Annotated in this window: 15 protein-coding genes; 6 read left to right on the forward strand and 9 right to left on the reverse strand. The window is 67.5% G+C overall.

Translation table 11 applies throughout. From position 1 onward, the window contains the following. Positions 1–73 precede the first annotated feature (73 nt). From KY661_RS16810 to KY661_RS16820, 3 genes are all read right to left on the reverse strand, one after another. Positions 74–637, reverse strand: coding sequence for an imm11 family protein (locus KY661_RS16810; protein WP_225411157.1), 564 nt, complete (start codon positions 635–637; stop codon positions 74–76). A 9-nt stretch (positions 638–646) separates the two neighbouring features. Further along, on the reverse strand, positions 647–2008 hold the full coding sequence (locus KY661_RS16815) for an AHH domain-containing protein (protein ID WP_225411158.1): 1362 nt from the start codon (positions 2006–2008) through the stop codon (positions 647–649). Between the two features lie 414 nt (positions 2009–2422). Continuing rightward, entirely contained in the window at positions 2423–4288 is a 1866-nt protein-coding gene (locus KY661_RS16820) for an amidohydrolase (RefSeq protein WP_225411159.1), read from the reverse strand. Between the two features lie 514 nt (positions 4289–4802). On the opposite strand from KY661_RS16820, the gene KY661_RS16825 reads away from it, so the two are divergent. Further along, positions 4803–5123, forward strand: coding sequence for a J domain-containing protein (locus KY661_RS16825; protein ID WP_225411160.1), 321 nt, complete (start codon positions 4803–4805; stop codon positions 5121–5123). Between the two features lie 7 nt (positions 5124–5130). Here the strand turns inward: KY661_RS16825 and KY661_RS16830 are convergent, their stop codons facing one another. After that, entirely contained in the window at positions 5131–6216 is a 1086-nt protein-coding gene (locus KY661_RS16830; RefSeq protein ID WP_225411161.1) for a quercetin 2,3-dioxygenase, read from the reverse strand. A gap of 113 nt (positions 6217–6329) precedes the next feature. On the opposite strand from KY661_RS16830, the gene KY661_RS16835 reads away from it, so the two are divergent. Continuing rightward, on the forward strand, positions 6330–7217 hold the full coding sequence (locus KY661_RS16835; protein ID WP_225411162.1) for a LysR substrate-binding domain-containing protein: 888 nt from the start codon (positions 6330–6332) through the stop codon (positions 7215–7217). Positions 7218–7420: 203 nt separating this feature from the next. Then, positions 7421–9790 carry a fibronectin type III domain-containing protein gene (locus tag KY661_RS16840; protein ID WP_225411163.1) on the forward strand — a complete coding sequence of 790 codons (2370 nt, stop codon included), beginning with the start codon at positions 7421–7423 and terminating at the stop codon, positions 9788–9790. A 158-nt stretch (positions 9791–9948) separates the two neighbouring features. Here KY661_RS16840 and lon read toward each other — a convergent pair whose 3' ends face one another. After that, the gene (gene lon / locus KY661_RS16845; RefSeq protein WP_225411164.1) at positions 9949–12456 is read right to left on the reverse strand and encodes an endopeptidase La; all 2508 of its coding nucleotides are present in this window, start codon (positions 12454–12456) and stop codon (positions 9949–9951) included. A gap of 244 nt (positions 12457–12700) precedes the next feature. Between lon and KY661_RS16850 the strand changes: the two genes are divergently transcribed. The 3 genes from KY661_RS16850 (at position 12701) to KY661_RS16860 (ending at position 16540) form a co-directional block, all read left to right on the forward strand. Continuing rightward, complete coding sequence (locus KY661_RS16850; protein WP_225411165.1) at positions 12701–13918, forward strand: VWA domain-containing protein; 1218 nt, start codon at positions 12701–12703, stop codon at positions 13916–13918. A 216-nt stretch (positions 13919–14134) separates the two neighbouring features. After that, on the forward strand, positions 14135–15016 hold the full coding sequence (locus KY661_RS16855) for an ImuA family protein (protein ID WP_225411166.1): 882 nt from the start codon (positions 14135–14137) through the stop codon (positions 15014–15016). 12 nt (positions 15017–15028) lie between these two features. Next, complete coding sequence (locus KY661_RS16860; protein WP_225411167.1) at positions 15029–16540, forward strand: Y-family DNA polymerase; 1512 nt, start codon at positions 15029–15031, stop codon at positions 16538–16540. Between the two features lie 26 nt (positions 16541–16566). On the opposite strand, the gene KY661_RS16865 is transcribed toward KY661_RS16860, so the two are convergent. The 4 genes from KY661_RS16865 to KY661_RS16880 form a co-directional block, all read right to left on the reverse strand. Next, a complete protein-coding gene (locus tag KY661_RS16865) occupies positions 16567–16944 on the reverse strand; it encodes a hypothetical protein (RefSeq protein ID WP_075005339.1) in 378 nt (125 codons plus the stop codon). Positions 16945–17010: 66 nt separating this feature from the next. Continuing rightward, positions 17011–18510 (reverse strand): ATP-binding cassette domain-containing protein, encoded by a 1500-nt coding sequence (locus KY661_RS16870; protein WP_225411168.1) that lies wholly within the window; start codon positions 18508–18510, stop codon positions 17011–17013. Positions 18511–18691: 181 nt separating this feature from the next. After that, positions 18692–19765 (reverse strand): SPFH domain-containing protein, encoded by a 1074-nt coding sequence (locus KY661_RS16875; RefSeq protein WP_225411169.1) that lies wholly within the window; start codon positions 19763–19765, stop codon positions 18692–18694. Continuing rightward, positions 19765–20250, reverse strand: a complete 486-nt coding sequence (locus KY661_RS16880) for an NfeD family protein (RefSeq protein WP_225411170.1) — start codon at positions 20248–20250, stop codon at positions 19765–19767. The genes KY661_RS16875 and KY661_RS16880 overlap by 1 nt, the downstream gene beginning before the upstream one ends. Positions 20251–20273 lie beyond the last annotated feature (23 nt).

Genomic DNA, 20273 nt, shown 5'->3' on the forward strand with positions numbered 1-20273 from the left:
CAAAGCGCGAGGCCACCAGCAGGCTCCGCTGCGACACCAGCCCTATCTTCGTGCCCGGTGTGACCGATCCGGGCTAGACTTCCTCGAACCTCGTGCCGGTGGCGCCCATGTGCTCCAAGGCCCCCTTTATCTCCGCGGAGACGATCAGCGGGCCTATCCACCCTTCGCAACGGAACACGTTGGCGCTGCCCGCCTTGGCCTTGTCGATACGCATGTCACGCACGGAGGCATAGCGACCGACCATATGAGGGGCTCCGTCCTCATGGGTCCAGAGCCGGATTCGAGACGCTGTTTCGTCGATGCAGCGGATGAGACGTGTGGCCACGAGGATGAGGTACTGATCTGGTTGGCTCTCCACATCCATGGGGATCAGTTGAACATCATCCGGGGCCAGCTCCGCAAACATAGACGCGACCCTGACATGGACCACCGGGATGCCGATGCCCGCTTGAGTGAAGTCCAGCGCCTTGCCAGCGATCTCGACAGGGACTCTCAAGCGCCCCTGCTCGTGGATGGGTACCCCGCGCATGAATAGCGCCTCGTCCACCTTCTGGCCGTGATTGGTCGTCGGCGAGGCCAAGTGCCAGCGGTGCGGGACGTTTACATCGTCGGCGAGCTCAAAGAAACGATTGGACATGGGCTCCCTTTAGCGCGGTGACTGCCGGGTGACGAGTTGGTTTAGTTCTGTTCCCGGGGTGGCAATTTCCTTCGCCAGAGCCTTGAGGGCCCGTGTCAGCCCGTCGCGGCACTCGACGACGCTATGACAGTTCACTGTTCCGTCGAGCAGCTCCTTGTAGACGAGTTGGTGATACCGCTCAGGGTGCGGTCCGTAGTGCCCCGGGAGGGGCATCTTGTTCGCCGGGTCCTCCAGCGTCATCCCAGCTCTGGCGAAGATCGCCCGGAATCTCGGCGACCACGTGCCCCCGCGCGCGGTGGACTTGTCGTTGCAGATGGTGGCGATGTGGTGCATCTCGACGCAGGGGCTATTGCCACGACTGGGCCTTGCCGTCATGGCCACCGCGTTCGCGGGAAGCGTGATGCTGACGCCCTCGGCACTGACCGCGATTTCCTCCACCGTCCCCAGCGCGGGCAGCCAGATTCCTGCCTCACCCTCGGCCTGCATGGCCACCTGCGCCGAGCCGGGTAACGTCGGCACCTTCGCCGCGAACCGGTGCGCCGTCGAGCCAATGGCCGCCACCAGCAGCATGGCGAACGCGCGCGCGGCCTCTCGCCCAATGATTTTCCCGAACCTCTCACCCGCCTCGCGGATCTCCTCGAAGGTGATTGCGACCTTCGCCGCCTCAGTCAACTCGGCCCAGCCCGTCACGAGGTTGCGGAGCGTGTCGTAGCCCACATACAGGAGCATCCCGACGCCCAAGACCGCCACCAGCGCCGGAGCCACGGGATTGAGGAGCATGATCAGCAGCATGGAACCCAACGTCCACAGGGCAGCGCTGATCAGCGCGCGGAATTCCACCATCTCTCCGAGCGCCTTCTTCATCTCGGCCAGCACCGGGCTCTTGCTCATCGCCAGCGCCCAGACGTAACGGCCTTGCATGTCCAGGTAGCGCCCTTCCACCAGCGCGCCTCCGAGACAGTCTCCATAAAAGTGGTAGGCGCTCCGGCACCAGAGCCGATAGCGTTCCGCCAGAGCAAGATCCTCTTTCGTCAATGTGCCGTCCCAGGGCTCGCCGCCTGCTGGCACCAGCTTCCTATCCCGCTGAAGGTAGAGGTAATGGCCGCTCTGCGGGTCTATCTGAAACGCATTCTCCGCCGTCTGGCGCGGCGTACCTGTCAGCCGCACCTCGCGCGCAAGGCGCCTCACGGCCTGCTGGAATTCCCCTTCCTCTAGTTTCACCGGTTGCAGGTCCGCCGTGCGGGGAACGTGGACGACGGCTTTGCCCTGGCCGGTGTCCTCCACCAGGGGGATCCGAGGGACATTGGCGCACCCCACGAGCAACGCAAGGAACAGCGCTTCGGCCTTCCAGAGCATCCGCCACGGCAGCATGTGTCAGCCCTTCTTGCGAGGAGGTGGCGAGCGGCGCCGTCCTTCAGCTTCGGATACCCTGCGGGGAGGGGCTCCTGCCCGACGCTGACGTCTGGACACTCGCAGCCTCCCTGCTCCCTCCCCAAGTGGCGCTGCGCCGCTGCGACGGTCCTGCCTGCTGGGTCTCTCGCTACGGGCGTCGAGCATTCCCATCTGCTCGGCCCACTGCGTGGAGTGCGCCCGTGCGGTGTCGACGTGCGGGTTGAGCCGAGCGGGATGGGGAACGTAGAACTCGGGCAGCTCGAACGGATGGGTGCTCATGGCGCCTCCAACAGGGGGAGAACTCATTAGACGTCCTGCCCCCGGGATTACCACCTCTTCACCTCTTCGAAGCCACGGTGAGAACGGCGGGAAGGCTCCGCGGATGACGCCGTTCTAATTCGGCCAGATCAGCGGATTGCTGCCGGTGGGATCCGAGTAGACGATCTTGCCGTTGTGCACGGTGTAGAGCACCTTCACGGTGGAGAGGTCCGTCGCAGGGTTCAGCGGGTCGGCCGAGAAGACGACGAGGTCGCCCGCATACTGATTCTGCAGCGACCCGATGGGCGTGACGCCCTTGCTCGGCGCATCACGGTTGTACAGCCACGCCGCATCGCTGGTGTAAGCCTTGAGAGCCTGCAAGCGCGAGATGAGCTGGTTGGACCGGTTCTGTTGGCACTCCGGGAGCAGGGCGGGCATCCACGCCGGTGCCTGGACGCTGCGGGACGAGGCAACCCACATGCTGAACAGCGGCGACGGCGGCGTGACAGGGGTATCCGAGTGCAGGCCCACGCGGAGGCCGGAAGAGGCAGCCCACGCCGCGGGGTACATGTTGGCGGTCCCGGACGGCTGGAGCAGCTGCTCGCAGAGCGGCTGGTAGTAGTAATAGAAGTCGTTCATCAGGAAGGTGACGCCGATGGTGCCGGCCTTCGCGACGCTCTGGACCTGCTCCTGGGTGGGCATGGTGAAGTGGACGATGACGTCGCGGATCCCGGCCTGCGAGTTCCCGGTCAGCGCGGTGAGGGAGTGCGCCTGCGCCAGATTGCCGTTCGTGTGGATGAAGACGGGCAGTCCCTTCTCGTGCGACCACTGGACGGCCTGGCTGAGGCTGTTCGCGTCCATATCGGCCTGGCCGTTGTAGGGCTGCTGCGGGAAGCACGCCGTGTCGGTGAACGGCTTGTTCACGTTGGTGTACTGGACGGGGCTCGTCATCGCGCCCGTGTAGCCTTGGTTGCTGCCATCGGCGAAGAGCTTGATGCCGGCAAGGAACATGTCGGAGTGGGCAAGGCCTTCGCGCAGGTCTGCCGCGATGGCGATCTGTTTCTGGTAGGTGGAGCCGCTGAGGGGTTGCTGGATGAAATTGAGGAACGCCATGCGCACGGGCAGCGGGGCGGCTTTGGCCACAGCGAGATAGATGGCGATCACATCGGAGCTGGCAGCGCCTTCCTGGACGGTGGTGAATCCCAGCTGGCTGTACTTCTGCGTCGACTCGGTGATCAACTGCCGGAACACCGGCAGAGGATCTTCCTGGGTCCGCATGTGTGTGTTCATCAGACCAAGGATGTAGCTGACCGCATAAACCGCGAGGTCCTCGTTCAACTGGCCTTGCTTGGCGACGCACTGCTCGGCTTGGGGACTGAAGATGGGGGCGTAGCACTTCGCTGAGCCGCTGCCCGAAAGGCAAAGGTTCAGCTGCTCGAGGCCCTTCGTATTCACATAGACAATGTGGCCGGACTCGCTGGTGACCATCATGGGAACATCGTCACGGATCGCGTCCATCTGCGCCAAGGCCGTTTGGCTGTTGGCGTTCTCGAAGTTGTTCGGGCAGAGAAAGCCGTAACTTGCGTTGTTACAGGACAGGCGCGAGGGCTCATAACTCCAGCCGAGTACCCAGCCAAGGGCGTTGGGCTTGGCATTCTTGAGGACGTTGATGACCTGGTCCTGTGTGGTCATGGGAGAGAAGCACCTGTTCGACTGCACCGTGCAGTTCTGCTGCTGCGGTGGGCAGGACGGCGGCGGGCAGAGCGGCTGCAACATCACGTTGACGCTCGCGAGATTGAGCCAGAAAGGGTTCCCGGTCGAATCGTTGATGGTGGGGACGAGGAGGCTGATCGCGTGGGAGTGGCTGTCGATGAGACCCGGGTAGATGGCCGCGCCCTCGGGAATCTGGATGGCGTTGGCCGGGGGAGTGCCGGTACCGAGCCCGGAAATGACGCCGTCGGTGATGGCGACGTAGCTGTAAGTGGTCAGGTTGGCGTCCATGCTCTGAACGCTTCCCGAGGGACCGGCGAAGGCGATGGTGCCGCTCTGCGCGCCCGGGGTGTCCTGCCCGGGCCGTGGCTTCACGGAACTACACGAGGTGAGTAGAAGGATGAAGAGTAATGCCGAGAGAGCTTGTGAACGCATTGGTCCGTCTTCGTGCCTGTTTTTCATTCCGTATGCTCCTGCGCGGATCTTCAGGGAGCGACACGCTACTACTCGACCTTGCCGCCACGCTCCACCATCACATCTAGACGGTGAATAACCTTCCGGTTCTCGCGTATTTGTCCTCCCTCGGCGCAATGGAGGGCTGTCCCGAACAAGCCCGCCATCCCTCTTGGAGGCAGCACATGCACGCGAAGTGGTGAGTCAGGGCCCGATGCGCCAGGTGCCGCCCGGGCGCCGCTCACCCAGACGATCTACGCGGCGTACGATTCACGGGACGGTTGTGAAACACTGGACGTGCGCCAGCCCCGCGGTCCTTGCCTCGTGCGCGCAGCGTCCCCAGGTTTGGCGCATGGTGGACCTCTATACGGTGCTTGGGGTGGCGGCGACGGCGGACGCGAGGGACATCCGGAGGGCCTACTTGCGCCTCGTGCAGCAGTACCACCCGGACCGGGACGCGCGCCCGGAGTCCACGGAGCGCTTCCTCCAGCTCCAAGCCGCCTACGAAGAGCTGGGGGACCCGGAGAAGCGCCAGCGCTACGACGCCCGGCGTCCGGGCTTCTCGGTACCTACGTCACCGCAGCGAAGTTCCGAGGCCTCCCGAAGCACAGCGCCAAGGCCTGCGGTGCATGGCCCCTGGGCAAGCGTGAGCGTGAAGGTGCGGATCCACTGAGGTCTCCCTACTTGGGGGAAGCAGGGGGTTCCACCAGCTTCAGGTCGAGCTCGTTCAGCTTGGAGAGCACCCGGTCGAACCGGAAGGGCGGCGGTGTCTGCGGGTACACGTATCCGGAGTAAGGGTCTCCCAGGGTACGGAAGAAGGGCTCGAACACTCCCGGCGTGAGCAAGCCGACCATGCGCGTGTAGTGGCTCGTGAGCTGGTAGGCGTGGATCGTGCGGGCAGGGGCGTGGACGAAGTCCCCTGGGGCCAACGTCAGCGTCTCGTTGTTGACCCGCATCGTCATGGAGCCATCCAGGCACAGGAAGGTCTCCGTGTGCTTCTCGTGGTAGTGCGCGGGGATCATCTTCCCGGCAGGCCCCTCGGTCATGACGACGAGGAACTTGCCGTCACTGGTGCTCGAGTCCCCCAGAAACGAGAAGAGCTGGTCCCCCGCGACCAGCCGCTGACCTTCACCCGCGGCCAGCACATAGGGAACCTTCTTGTTGGGTACCGTGCCATTGCGCACGCGCTGCGCGGGGCTCTTGCCCGGTGCCTTGCCCTTGAACTGGACGTCGGCGCGGGCCTCGGCCTGCTTCAGCAGGTCCTTGGAGATTTCGGGGTTGGCGTCCGGTGGCTGCACATAGCCCGCGTAGGGCTGGCCCAGCGCCGGGTAGAGCGCACCCGCCTCGCCGCCCAGGGTCCATGAAATCAACTGGGTCCGGTGGCTGCGCATCGTGAAGGCATGCGGCGTCCCCTCGGGGATGCTCGCGTAGTCGCCCCGGATGAGGAGGTAGTGCTCCTGCCCGAGCCAGAACTCCACCTCCCCGTCGAGGACGAAGAGGGCTTCATGGGAGCGGGCGTGGGTGTGCAGCGGAAGGTTCGCGCCGCGTCCTCCCGTGAGGACCGTGGCCTCGAAGAGTTCCTGGGTGTCCTCGCCCCGGGCAATCCGTGCCGCCACCATCCCGCCCACGAGGTACCGCTCACCCTCGCCATTGCGGATGTAATAGGGCCCGGACGTGCCTGGCAGCTTGCCCTGTGGAGTCTGCGCCTGGGCGCCCCGGCTCAAGCCGAGCACCGCCACAACGAGCGCCGCCAACGTGTGTCTCATGAATTCCTGCCTTGCCGATGGAATGAGTCCGAAAAGGACAGAGCAAGAATGCGGAGCCAGACTCATCACGTCCAATCGATTAAAAAGGCTCTTTTCATCAACGGGAGTGATGAATGGAGCTGCGACACCTTCGCTACTTCGCCGTCCTGGCCGAGGAGCTGCACTTCGCCCGAGCCGCCAAGCGGCTGCGGATCGGCCAGCCCGCGTTGAGCATGCAGCTCAAGGCCCTGGAGGAGGAGCTGGAGACACGGCTGTTGGAGCGGACCCGGCGCCATGTGGCGCTCACCGAGGCGGGAAGGCTCTTCCTGGAGCAGGCCCGCCAGCTCCTGGAGCAGGCCGAACGGGCTGCCCAGATCGCGAAGCGGGCAGGGCGGGGCGAGCTGGGGCGCATCGGGATCGGCTACTCCGTCAACGCCGCCTACTCAGGCATCCTGGCCAAGACGCTCAAGGCGTTCCGCCAACGTGCGCCGGACGTCGAGCTGCTGCTCCACGAGCTGCACCCCCACGACCAGATCGAGGCCCTGCTGGAAGGCCGCATCCAGGCGGGCTTCATCACCGCCCCCAGCCAGCGCCTTCCCCCGGAGCTGACCGCCGTGAGGGTAGGGGCCTGGCCCTTGAGGGTGGCCGTGCCCTCGGGCCATCCGCTCGCCCAGCGGGACCGGGTCTCCCCCAGCATGCTGCGGGAGGAGTCCTTCATCGACTACGCCGGCTCCAAGGACGAGCAGGGGCTTCCCGCGCTGCAGCGCATCATGGGCTTTGCCCCCCACATCCGCTACCGCGGCACCAGCATCATGGCGGTGATCAGCCTGGTGGCCGCGGGGCTCGGGGCCGCCCTGGTCCCGTCCTCCATCGTCACCCTCCACCTGGATGACAACGTTGTCTTTCTTCCGCTCACCGGCGTCACCGAAATGATGGAAATGATTGTCGCGTACCGGCGCGACGAGCGGGCTCCCGCCGTCCGGGCCTTCTGTGAAATCGTTTCCGGCGCCGCACGGGCTTGACGCACGATGTCATTGAACTGTGTACAAAACAGTTTTTCGCCCCTGACGTGATAACAAGATAAGACTTTACTTCCCGGATAACCTAATCTAAGTCTGCCATTAGGTCCGCACTTCTTGATGGAAACGCCGCGCGTCGCGCGCCCGGGCCCCTTCCCACAGCCTGAAACAGTCTCACCCTGAGTCATCCCCCAAGGAGACGCCGTATGAATAAACGTTTGTCGTCCACTCTTTCCGCGCTGACCGCAGCCGCGGGCCTGTGCGCCTTCCCGCCGGGGACGGCCGGGGCGGCCACGCCAATCTCCCAGGCGAACACCACCATCTTCGGCCCCCGCGTCTACGTCTTCGATCCCGACATGGCGGCGGCGGACGTCAACAACGTCGCCAACACCGTGTTCACCAAGCAGGAGTCCAACCAGTTCGGCACGGACCGGTACGCCCTGTTCTTCAAGCCGGGCGCCTACAACGTCACCTTCAACGTCGGCTTCTACACGCACGTCGCCGGTCTGGGGCAGAACCCCGACGACGTGAACATCAACGGCGGGGTGAACGTCAACGCCAAGTGGATGCCCGCCGCCAACTCGACCTGCAACTTCTGGCGGACGTTCGAGAACTTCGCCGTCACCCCCTCCAACGGCATCACCCGCATCGCCGTGTCCCAGGCCGCCCCGCTGCGGCGCCTGCACGTCAAGGGTGAGCTGGACCTGTTCGAGTTCGACGAGAACTGGAACGCCGGCTGGGCCAGCGGTGGATTCCTCGCGGACTCGCTCGTGGACGGCGCCGTCGTGCCCGCCTCGCAGCAGCAGTGGCTCTCGCGCAACAGCAAGTGGGCCAGCTGGTCCAACGCCGTGTGGAACATGGTGTTCGTGGGCAGCGTGAACACGCCCTCCGGCGCCACCTTCCCGGAGCCGCCCTACACGGTCATCGACCGGACGCCCATCATCCGCGAGAAGCCCTACCTCTATACGAGCGGCGGCCAGTACTACGTCTTCGTCCCGGCGCTGCAGACGAACACCCAGGGCATCAGCTGGGCCAACGGCCCCACGCCGGGCCAGTCCCTGCCCATCTCCCAGTTCCACATCGCCCGCCCGGAGACGGACACCGCCGCCACCCTCAACACCGCGCTGTCCCAGGGCAAGCACATCGTGTTCACCCCGGGCGTGTACTCACTCAATGACACCCTGCGCGTCAACAACGCCAACACCATCCTCCTGGGCTTGGGCGTCCCGTCGCTGACCCCGACGACCGGCAAGGCGGTCATCGCGGTCGCCGACGTGCCCGGTGTGAAGCTCGCCGGCCTCATCCTCGAGGCGGGCGCGGTCAACTCCCCGAGCATCCTGGAGGTCGGCCCCACGGGCAGCTCGGCCGACCACTCGGCCAACCCCACCTTCCTCTATGACTTGACGGTCCGCACCGGCGGCTCGTGGGTGGGCCGCAACGACGTGGGCATCAAGATCAACAGCAACCACGTGGTGGGTGATCAGCTCTGGCTGTGGCGCGCGGATCACGGCGAGGGCGCCGAGTGGACCACCAACCCCACGAAGAACGGCCTGGTCGTCAACGGCCGGAACGTCACCATCTACGGCCTCTTCAACGAGCACCACAACGAGTACCAGACGCTGTGGAACGGCAACGGCGGCCGCGTCTACTTCTACCAGTCGGAGATCCCCTACGACATCCCCAGCCAGGCGGCCTGGATGAACGGCTCGTCCAACGGCTACGCCTCGTACAAGGTGGCCAACAACGTCACCAGCCACGAGGCGTGGGGCGTGGGCGTGTACTCGTACTTCCGCGACGCGCCCGTCAAGCTGAGCACGGCCATCGAGGTGCCCAATGTCACGGGCGTGAAGATCCACCACATGACCACCATCTGGCTGAACGGCGTGGCCGGCAGCGAGATCACCTCCGTCATCAACGGCACGGGCGGCCGCGTCTACGGCAGCACCCCCGCCACCGCCATGCGGCAGACCGTCTCCGAGTTCGCGGGCACCGGCAACCCGGTGGTGGACACCCAGGCGCCCACCACACCGGCGAACCTGTCCGCCACGGCCAGCTCCAGCAGCCAGATCAACCTCACCTGGAGCCCCTCGTCGGACAACGTGGGCGTGACGGGCTACACCATCTACCGCGGCGGCACAGCGGTGGGCACCTCCGGCTCGGCGTCGTACAGCGACACGGGGCTGGCGGCCTCCACGGCCTACAGCTACACCGTCCGGGCGCGGGATGCGGCCGGGAACACCTCGGGCGCCAGCAACACCACCAGCGCCACCACGCAGGCGGGCGGCGGCACCAACCCCCCGGGCACCGAGTTCACCACCGGCGCGGTCAACGTGAACTCCACCCAGGCGCTCTTGTGGTTCAAGACGGCGGGCTTCACGGCCAGCTACGTCATCCTGCACTACAGCTACCCGGGCCTCGGCCAGCAGAACCTCAACGCCACGTACAACAGCGGCACGGGCCGCTGGGAGTACACCGTGCCCAACCTGAGCGCGGGCAAGGTGCTCACGTACTCGTTCACCTACAACAAGAGCGGCGCGCAGTACGACACCCCGAACTACACCTGGACCAAGCCCTGAGCGCTTGAAGGCGTCCTGAGGTGAGCGGCCCTCTCTCCCGGCGATTGGCGGGGGAGGGGGCCGTTGCCTTTTCAGGGGTGCCGCTGGGTGCCCCAAAGACAACGGGCGGGCTCCCCAAGGGAACCCGCCCGCGTCACATCCAGAGGCTTCCGGGAGGCCTAGTTGCGGTTCTCGCCCGCCCGGATCTCCGGAGCGTTGCCGTCCGCCGGGGTGGCCGGCAGCGGCGTCTGGGGCTGCTCGCCGCCCGAGGAGGAGCCCGCCGGGGTCTTGAACGGAGGCGTCTCCAGCGCGGCCTTCAGCACGTCATCCATGTGGGTGACGAAGATGAACTCCAGCTCCTTCTTGGCCTGCTCCGGCACGTCGATCAGGTCCTTGCGGCAGCGCTCGGGCAGGATGACCCGCTTGATGCCAGCGCGGTGCGCCGCGAGCACCTTCTCCTTGATGCCGCCCACCGGCAGCACCAGGCCGCGCAGCGTGGCCTCGCCCGTCATCGCCGTGTCACTGCGCACCCGGATGCCCGTCATGAGGCTGGTGAGCGCCGTGAGGATGGTGACGCCGGCCGAGGGGCCGTCCTTCGGGATGGAGCCCGCGGGGAAGTGCAGGTGCAGGTCCGTCTTCTCGAGGAAGTTCGGGCTGATGCCCAGCGCGTCCGCCTTGCTGCGCAGGTAGCTCAGGGCCGCCGCGGCGCTCTCCTTCATCACGTCGCCGAGCTGACCGGTGAGAGTCATGCCGCCCTTGCCGGCCATCTTCGTCGCCTCGATGAAGAGCAGGTCGCCACCGGCCGCCGTCCAGGCCAGACCCGTGGCCACGCCCGGAACCTCGGTGCGCTCGGCCACCTCGGAGTAGTAGGTCTCGGGCCCGAGGATCTCCTTGACGCGCTCGGCGTTGACGGTCTGCTTGTCCATCTTTCCACCGGCCACCTCCACCGCCACCGCGCGGCACAGGTCCGCGATGCGGCGCTCGAGGTTACGCACACCGGCCTCGCGGGTGTACGAGGTGGTGAGCGTGAGCAGCGCGTCGTCGGTCACCTCGATGTGGTCCGTCGACAGCCCGTGCTCCTTGAGCTGCTTGGGCACGAGGTGGATGCGCGCGATGCTCTGCTTCTCCTCGAACGTGTAGCCGGTCAGCTCGATGATCTCCATGCGGTCCCGGAGCGGCCCGGGGATGGGATCCAGCTGGTTGGCGGTGGCGATGAACATCACCTTGGACAGGTCGAACGGCACATCCAGGTAGTGGTCGCTGAACGTGTTGTTCTGCTCCGGGTCCAGCACCTCCAGCAGCGCCGCGCTCGGGTCGCCGCGGAAGTCCGCGCCCAGCTTGTCGATCTCGTCCAGCATCATGACCGGGTTCTTCATCCCGGACTTCTTCATGCTCTGGATGAAGCGGCCCGGCAGGGCGCCGACGTAGGTGCGCCGGTGGCCGCGGATCTCCGCCTCGTCACGCACGCCGCCCAGGGACAGGCGAACGAACTTGCGGCCGGTGGCCTTGGCGACGCTCTGGCCGAGCGACGTCTTACCGACACCCGGGGGGCCCACCAGACAGAGGATGGGGCCGCGCATGTCGTTCTTCAGCTTGCGGACGGCCAGGTACTCCAGGATGCGCTTCTTGACCTTCTTGATGCCGTAGTGGTCCTTGTCCAGGACCTGGCGCGCGTTCTCGATGTCGAGGTTGTCCTCGGAGATCTTCGCCCACGGCAGGTCGGCGATCCAATCGAGGTAGGTGCGCGCGACGGTGTACTCGCTGGAGGCCGCCGGAATCGTCTTCAGGCGGTTGAGCTCCTTCTGGGCCACCTTCTCGACTTCAGGGGGCAGGCCGGCCTTCTTCAGGCGCTCCTGCAGCTCGTCGAGCTCCTCCTCCTCCTCGCCCATCTCGCCGAGCTCTTCCTTGATCGCCTTGAGCTGCTGGCGCAGGTAGTACTCGCGCTGGGTCTTCGACATCTCGCCCTTCACGGCGGAGTCGATCTTGTTGGAGAGCTTGAGGATCTCGCGCTTGCGGTTGAGCAGCTCCAGCACGAGCTTCATGCGCGCCTTGAGGTCCACCGTCTCCAGGACGGCCTGCTTCTCCTCGATGGGCACGTCCACGTTGGCGGCGATGAGGTCGGCCAGGTGGCCCGGGTGGGTGATGGACTCCACCAGCTCGGTGGCCGCCGCGGGCAGCTCCGGCATCAGCTCGATGACTTCGCGCGCCAGCTTCTTCAGGTTGATGCCGAGCGCCTCGACTTCGACGTTCTCCGCCGACGTCTTGTCCTCGACCGCGTCCACGCGGGCCTTGAGGTAGGGGGCCTCCTGCACCAGCTCCAGCACGCGGAAGCGCGCCAGGCCCTGGACGACGAGCGAGTAGTTGTCCTCGCCCATCTTCAAGAGTTTCACGATCCGGGCGACGGTGCCCATCGTGTAGAGATCAGAAGAGCCCGGATCCTCTTCCTCGGCGCGGCGCTGGGTGACGACGCCGATGACCTGGTCATCGCGCACCGCGTCCTTGATGAGCGCGATGGTCTTCTGGCGGCCGACCGCCAGCGGGAGCACGCCGCCGGGGAAGAAAACGGAGTTGCGCAGGGGGAGGATGGGGAGAACCTGGGGAATGTCCTCCTTGTTGATGAGGCCCGGGGGGGCCATGGCCGTCGGCATGGCGCTGGCCGATGCGCCTTTCTTCTTGTCGTCAGACATTCGGTTCGTTCCTCAAAGCGTCCGATGGGGTATCGGACTGTTGAACACCTTAGATGTTCTTCTGTGACGGTTGACCCAACGTAGCAACCAAAACGCTCATGGCAAACGCGGCGTGCATTTTTCCACCCTGGCGTCGGGTGTCAGACGGTTGTTCGCTGCCGGATGGCAGGTGGGGCATGCTTCCGCGCCACCATCTTTCTTAATGCGGCGCGTCCATTCGCGCCGCCCTGCCGGAGGAGCCCACGTGAGGGTCCACAAGCCTGCTCGAATCGTCCTGTTGTCCGCCCTCCTGGGATGGGGGGCGGCGTGTGACTCCCCGGTGGATCGGCCCGGCTCGGGTGTTCCCGGCCGCTGCCAGGCCGAGGCACCCGTCATCCCCCCCCAGAAGACGGACATCCTCTTCGTCATCGATAACTCGGGCTCGATGTCCGAGGAGCAGGCGGCCATCGCCACCGAGCTGCCGGCCTTCCTGGAGCAGCTGCGCCAGGGCGGCGGGGTAGCCCAGGACTTCCGGGTGGGGGTCATCACCACGTCCGTGTATCTGCGGACCCGGGGAGGGGTCGACTACTTCCCGGAGGAGGGGGGGCGCCTGAGGACCGTTCCCCCCCGCCCGGGCGGTGAGCCCATGGCCGAGAAGTACATCGAGGGCACGGATCCGGAGCTGCTGGAGAAGTTCCGCCGGTTGGTGGTCCAGGGGATCAGTGGCAGCGGCCAGGAGACCCCCTTCGAGGCCGTCCGGTTGGCGGTGGCCGACCCGGCGCTGGCCGATCTCCCGCTGGAGCAGGGGGGGAACAAGGGGTTCCTGAGGGACGGAGCCCGGCTGCTCGTGGTGGTGGTGACGGACGAGGAGGACTGCAGCTCCACCCAGCGTCCGCCCCCGGTCATCCTCACGGCGGATGCTTCGAAGGACCTGTGCTCGGAGCAGGCGGATCAGCTCACGTCCGTGGGCGAGTACTTCGACATCTTCCAGTCGCTCAAGGACGGGCGGGGCGCGTCGCGGGAGGTGCTGTGGGCCACCATCGGCCCGGTGGGGCTGAGCAACAAGGAGGTCGGGCTGATCCAGGTCACCACGCCGCAAGGGGAAGCCCACGTGAGCAACGTGGACTGTCCGACCTCCTACGGGCCGGGCTTCCGTCAGCGCGCCATGGCCGAGCGCTTCAACCGCTCGCTGGCGAACCTGGACTCCATCTGCAAGCCGAACTACCGCGAGTCGCTGGTGTCCATCGCGGCGCTGGCCGCCATCTCCCAGAGCGTGGAGGTGATGAACATCCCGGATCCGATGCTGGCCCAGGTGCGGGTGACCCGGCAGGACGGCACGGTCCAGACGTGCAGCGTGGCCGGGGGAGACCTGCGCTACGACGCCTCCGGCGAGGACCGGCCCGCGCGCCTCTTCTTCCTGGGCAGCTGCCTGCGTCAGCCCGGAGACCAGGCGGTGGAAGTCAAACTTTTGTGCGCCGAATAACCGCTCCGGCGGGGTGATCCACGCCGTTTGGAGCGCAGATCCACCGTGAAAGGTTGGCCTGTGCTTCCCCCGGGCCCGTGATCCCGCACGGATCCCGTGAGCCCCCCTGGATTCTCGCAGGACCACCGCCGTGGGTCCTTCGAGGCGCTTGTCAGATCCCCGAGCATACTGAACGAGCGTGTAGGCGCTGGGTTCCAGGTTCGTGGAGGAGGGGAGATGAGCGCGGCAGCGGAGGAGCGGACGGGGGCGGTGGTGGAGCAGCTGCGCGAGCGGATCCGCCAGCTCCAAGCGGCGCCGCGGGGCTCTCTGGCCACGCTGCGCACTGGGGTCGCGGAGGTTGACGCACTCTTGCCCTCGGGGGGCTTTCCCCTGGGCCAGGCCCTGGAGCTGTGCGGGGAGATGGCTTCCGGGCGCACCAGCCTGGCGCTGCGCGCGGTGGCGGCGGCGCACCAGGAGCGCCGGTTGTGCGCCTGGGTGGATGGCCCCAAGGAACTCTATCCCCCCGCCGCGGCGGCGATGGGGGTGGACCTGTCGCGGCTGCTCATCGTGCGTCCCAAGGTACCGGCCCAGTTGGCCTGGACGGCGGTGCAGCTCGCCCGGAGCGGGGCCTTCGCCTGCGTGGTGCTGGACCTGTCCCAAGGGCTGGCGGCGGGGGGCACGGGGAAGGCGCCGGGCGTGCGCCTGTCGTTGGCGGAGGGCAAGAAGCTGGCGGACGCCGCCTTCCGGGGGGGAAGCCTCCTGCTGTTGCTGTCCTCTCCCAGCGCCCCGGCGGATGGCGTGACGCGGCTCCGGACCGAGTCCGAGGGGGCCGAGCGGCTCTCGGTGGAGGTGGTGCGCAGCCGGCAGGGGGGCCTGGGCACCCGGGCCGTGTTGCCATGGCAGGCGCTCTACCCGGCGCTGGGGACGGAGGAGGCCGCGGCCCTGCGGCTCGCGGAGGAGCTGCCCACCGGCGAGGAGGACCGCATGCCGGAGTTCTACCGGGGACGGTCCTGGGAGCGCCGCAACGGGGTATGCGGCATCCAGGGACAGCGCCCGGGGCGGGATGCGGCGATGCCTTCCTTCCGCTCGCGCCTGGGCGGAAGCCCGCCGTCGAGCTGAGGGGCTGGGCTCATGCGGTGGGGATACCTGCACTTCACGCGCTTTCCGGCACAGCGGAAGGTCATCGAGTCGCCCAGCCTGGCGGGCAAGCCCTTCGTGCTCGTGGAGGAGGTGCGCGGCCAACGCAAGGTGGCCTTCGGCTCCACGAGCGCCCTGAAGGCGGGGGTCCGGCCGGACATGACGCTGACGGCCGCCAGCGCCCTGGAGCCCTCGCTTCAGCATTTTCCCTACCGCGCCGAGGAGGAGGCGAGGGCGCTGAGCTCACTGGGGGAGGCGCTGCTGTGTGTCGCCCCGGCCTTTCAGCTCGCCTCGCCCGAGGGCCTGTGGTTCGACGCGGGCGCCGCGCACCTGTTTGGCGGAGAGGAGGGCCTGTGCGCCAGGGCCCTGGAGGTGTGCTCGGATCACGGGTACCGGGGCCGGGCGGTGGTGGCCTCGGAGCTGTTCACCGGCCAGGCCCTGGCCCATCATGGCAAGAGCCCCGTGCGGGTCATCCCCGAGGGCGGGAGTGCCGCAGCGCTGGCCCCGCTGCCCCTCCTGTCCCTGGAGGCGTCGGCTCGCGCCCCCTTCCTGGCGCTCGGCTTCAGCACCCTGGGCGAGGTGGCGGCATTGCCCGTGGGGGCGGTGACGGCGCGGGGTGGGGCCGCCAGCCTGCGCGCGCACCAGCTGTGCCAGGGCCGGGATGACACGCGCTTCGTGGCGGCGGTGCTGGAGGAGGTGCTGGAGGAGCGCATGACGCTGGAGTGGCCCGCCGAGTCCTTCGAGCCCCTTCAGTTCGCACTCAAGACGGTGCTGGACCGGCTCTGTGCGCGGCTCGCCGGGCGGCGCCGGGCGGCGGTGCAGCTCACCTTCACCTTGCAGTTGGATCCCAGGGGACACGTCGAGCTGCCGCTCACCCTGGCCCGGCCCACGGCCCGCTCGAAACTCCTGTTGGACTTGGCCCGGCACCGGCTGTCCGACTTGAAGCTGGAGAACCCGGTGGCCGCGCTCTCCATCCGGGTGGACGAGCACAGCGAGGACCGGGGGCAGCAGCTGGCCCTGGGAGATGCCCCGGAAGGAGATGCGGCCCTGGAGGTGGTGCTGTCGCGGCTGGCCACGACGCTGGGGGAGGACGCGCTCTTCTGCGCGGCCCTGGAGACCGTCCACCGGCCCGAGCAGGCCTATGCGGCCCGGGCCTTCCGGCCGCCTCCCGCCACGCGAGCCATGGCCGGGGAGCTGCTTCCACAAGAGGAGCGGGAGGTGTCCGTGGAGGAGGCGTTGCGCGAGCGGCCCTCGCGCCTCCTGGAAGCGCCCACCCCGCTGGAGGCGGAAATCACGGAGTCTGGGGAGCTGCTCGCCGCGTGGTTGCTGGGCCGCAGGCGCCGGGTGACGGCGATGGCCGGTCCCGAGCGCTTGAGCGGGGAGTGGTGGGCGGAGACACCCTTCAGCCGGGACTATTACCGGGTGCATGTCGAAGGGCTGGGCCCCGCGTGGGTCTTCCGGGATGCGCGGGATGGCCGCTTCTATCTCCAGGGGCTCTTCGACTGACCGTGTCCGCCAGGAGGCGGAGGGGCTCACGCGCCGGTGGGCTCCCCCATGGCGGCCTTCACCTTCTGCTTCAGGGCCTGGCGGCGCTGCTTGAACTGCTCCTTCTGCGCGTCGGAGAGCTGGCCTCCGCTGGCCTGGCGCTGGGCCTTCATCTCCTCGCGGAGCTGGCGGCGCTCGGCCTTGAAGGCATCCGCCTGGGCCTGGGTGAGGCGGCCCTCCTGGACCGCGCGATCCAGGTGGCGGCCCTTGTGGCCCCACCGGCCGTGGTGCTTCTTGCCGTCCTTGCCGCCGTGGCACTCGCCCGCGGGGGCCTGCGCCGAGGGCGCGGTCTCGGCGGCAAGCACCGGGGCGGAGATCAGCAGCGACGCAACGAGGGAAGCCATCAGGGAGGACTGAATGCGCATGAACGAGGTTCCTGGGTTGGGGACGAATCGCCGTCCTGCAGAGAGAACCCCGGGGCCGGAGGAAGGTTAATTCGAAGAGGAAATCTGGCCTCCTTCCACGAGCCACCGCTCCGTGGTGCACTGGCGCGCGAAGTGTGTGTCATGTGTCACCAGCACCAGGGCCCCCGGGTAGTTGGCCAGGGCAGCTTCCAGGCGTTCGATGGAGGGCAGGTCCAGGTGGTTGGTGGGCTCATCCAGCACCAGCGCCCAGGCATGCTGTCCCAGGCCCCGGGCGATGAGCAGCTTGCGCGCCTCGCCGGGCGAGGGCTGCTCCGAGGCCAGGAGCCGCTCCGGATCCACCCCCAGCGCGGAGACCAGGGACAGCACCCGCCCGCGCTCCTCCGGGGGCAGCGCCCGCACCGCTTCGAGCGCCTCCTGGCCCTCCGCTGGGCTCACGTCCTGCGGAAGGGAGAGCACCCGGTCCGGGGGGATGCGGGCATGCGCCAACAGGGCCTTGAGCAGCGTCGTCTTTCCCGCGCCGTTGGGCCCCTCGATGCGGATGCGGCTCTCCCGGCCCACGCCCAGGGTCACGGGCCCGAGCAGCGCCACCTCTCCAGCGCGCAGGGTGAAGTCCTCCAGGGTGAACAGCCACGGATTGGGCGAGCGCACGTAGTCCACGAAGACCGAGCGCCCCAGCGTCTTGTCGGCTTGGAACTCGCCGATGGCCTCAGCGGCCCGCTCCGCCTCGTCCCGAAGCACGCCCACGCGCCGGCCCGCGCGCGCCTCCGCCCAGCCCGCGACGACCTTCGCGCCCATGGAGCGCGCGTCGTTGTCGTACTTGTCCTTGATGCGCCGGCCCGTGTGGCGTGAGGCGTTGGCGGCCTGGTGCTCCCGCCGGGCCTGGTCGAGCTGCTGGCGCACCTTCCGGTGGGCCTCCTGGGCTTGCTGCCGGCCCGCGAGTTCGCCTTCGCGCTCGGCCTCCCAGGCCTGCCGGGCCGCGGCATAAGCGCCGGGCCACAGCCGGGCCTCGCCCGCGTGAACGCGCAGCGTGTGGGTGGTCAGCGTCTCCAGCAGCTCCCGGTCGTGGGACACGAGAATGCCGATGCCCCGGAACCGGTGCAGCGCGGAGATGAGCCACTGGCGTGCCTCCGCATCCAGGTGGTTGGTGGGCTCATCGAGCAGCAAGACATCGGGCTCGCTCGCCAGCGCCGCGCCCACCTGCCAGCGCTTGCGCTCCCCGGGAGACAGGGTGGGCCAGCGCTCAAGCGCGCCCGGCTCCAGGCCGAGCTGTCCGAGCACCCGCCGCGCCACCGCTTCCCAGGATTCGGCGAAGGCGGTGATGTCACCGGTCAGGGCTTCGACGCCCTGAGGACAGAAGCACACGAGGGGCGTGCGCGGCTCGAATTGCAGATGCCCCTCGGTGGGTGTCAGCGCTCCGGCCAGCAGGCGAAGGAGGGTGGACTTACCGGCGCCATTGGCACCGACGAGACCCGTCCAGCCAGGCGAGAGGTGAAACTCCACTTCGGACAGCAGGGGAACAGCGTCTGAAAAGGCGAAGGACACGCCATGGGCGCGAAGGGACGGCATGAAGCGACTCCTGAATCCGGCCGAGCAGAACTCGGCTTGAAAAGCACCGGGGCTTTGGATTTCAGGCGTTCAGCTTCACTGGCGTTTCCGACCTCGCGTCAGGGTTTAAGCGGTTCAAAGCATACGGATGGAGCCTCCCGCGCGCAACCCGGGGGCTCCCATTTTTTCACGTGCGGCGTTGCTACTCGTCCTGGGCCGGAGAGGAACCCCGGCGCACGGGTTGGGCCTGCGGGGGCTGCATCACGCTGCGTGCCAGGGACTGGGCGCTCAGGGCCGCGGCGGACGGGGCCGGCTTGCCTGCCGGGGTGGCCGCGGTGCCTTCCTTGGCGAACAGCTCCTTGAGCATGCCCACGCTGCCCAGGGCCGCGGACGCCTCGTAGGGGACGAACACCTTGTTATCCCCCTTGCCCAGCTCCTGCAGCGTCTCCAGGTAGCGCAGCGCGAGGATCTCCGGCGTGGCCCGGCCCGAGTGCACCGCCTCGAACACCAGCCGCGTGGCCTCTGCCTTCGCCTCCGCCTCCAGCACCACCGCGCGCTTGTGGCCCTCCGCGCGGGCGACCTCCGCGTCACGCTCGGCCTCGGCGCGCAGGATGCGGGAGATCTTCTCGCCCTCGGCCTGGAGAATGGCCGCCGCCTTGTCGCCCTCGGCCTTCGTCACCTCGGCGCGGCGCTCGCGCTCGGCCGTCATCTGCTTGGCCATCGCGTCCTTGATTGCCTGCGGGGGTTCAATTTCGCGCAGCTCCACGCGCGTCACCTTCACGCCCCACTTCTCCGTGGCCTCGTCCAGCACGATGCGCAGCTTGGTGTTCACCGTCTCGCGGCTGGTCAGCGTCTGATCCAGCGTCAGCCCGCCCATGATGTTGCGCAGGTTCGTCATCGTCAGCTGCTCGATGGCCAGCGCCAGGTTCTCCACCTGGTAGAGCGTCTTCGCCGGATCGGTGATCTGGTAGTAGATGACCGAGCCCACCTCCATCGTCACGTTGTCGTGGGTGATGACCTGCACGGTGTCGAAGCCCATCACCTGCTCGCGCAGGTCCACCGTGTTGCTGCGCAGGTAGCGGTTGCCCGTGCGCATCTCGATGGCGCGGGGGCTGTCCATTAAGGGGATGAGGACGTTCAGTCCACTGTGGGCCACGTGGTGGAACCGCCCCAGCCGCTCCACCACCATGACCTTCGCCTGGGGGACGATCCGCAGACCGGTCATGAGGGCCACGCCCACCACCAACGCCGCGACAACGAGCAATACGGTCAACATCAGCCTGTCCCTTCTTCTGAATGGAGAAGAACCTCGTGCCGCGCCGTTGAACGCCGCACCCACAGCTTCAACCCTTCGATCTGCTCCACGGTGACGCGCTCGCCTTCGCCCACCGGCCCCGACAGCGAGCGGGCCGCCCACAGCTCACCGTTGATCCGCACCGTACCGCCCTGCGGGTCCATGACGGCCTCGATGACCACCGCCTCCTGTCCCAGCATGGCCTCCACCCCCGTCCGCAGCGGGGTGGCCTTGCGCATGAACGCCTTCTTGAAAAGCGTGCGCGAGGAGACGAACAGGGCGCCGGCCGTGGCGGTGAACAGCAGCAACTGCCCATTAATCCCCAGCCCCAGCGCCGAGGCGAGCGCAGCCACGAGCGCCCCCAGCGCGAACCACAGCGTCACGAAGCTGGAGAGCGACATCTCCAGACCACCGAAGACGAGCGCCGCGACGAGCCAGAGCTGCCAGGCGGTGGGGGTCAGGTCCATGCGCTATTCTGTCTGTCACCCCG

Source organism: Allostigmatella hybrida (assembly GCF_020103775.1).
Taxonomy (GTDB): domain Bacteria; phylum Myxococcota; class Myxococcia; order Myxococcales; family Myxococcaceae; genus Hyalangium; species Hyalangium aurantiaca.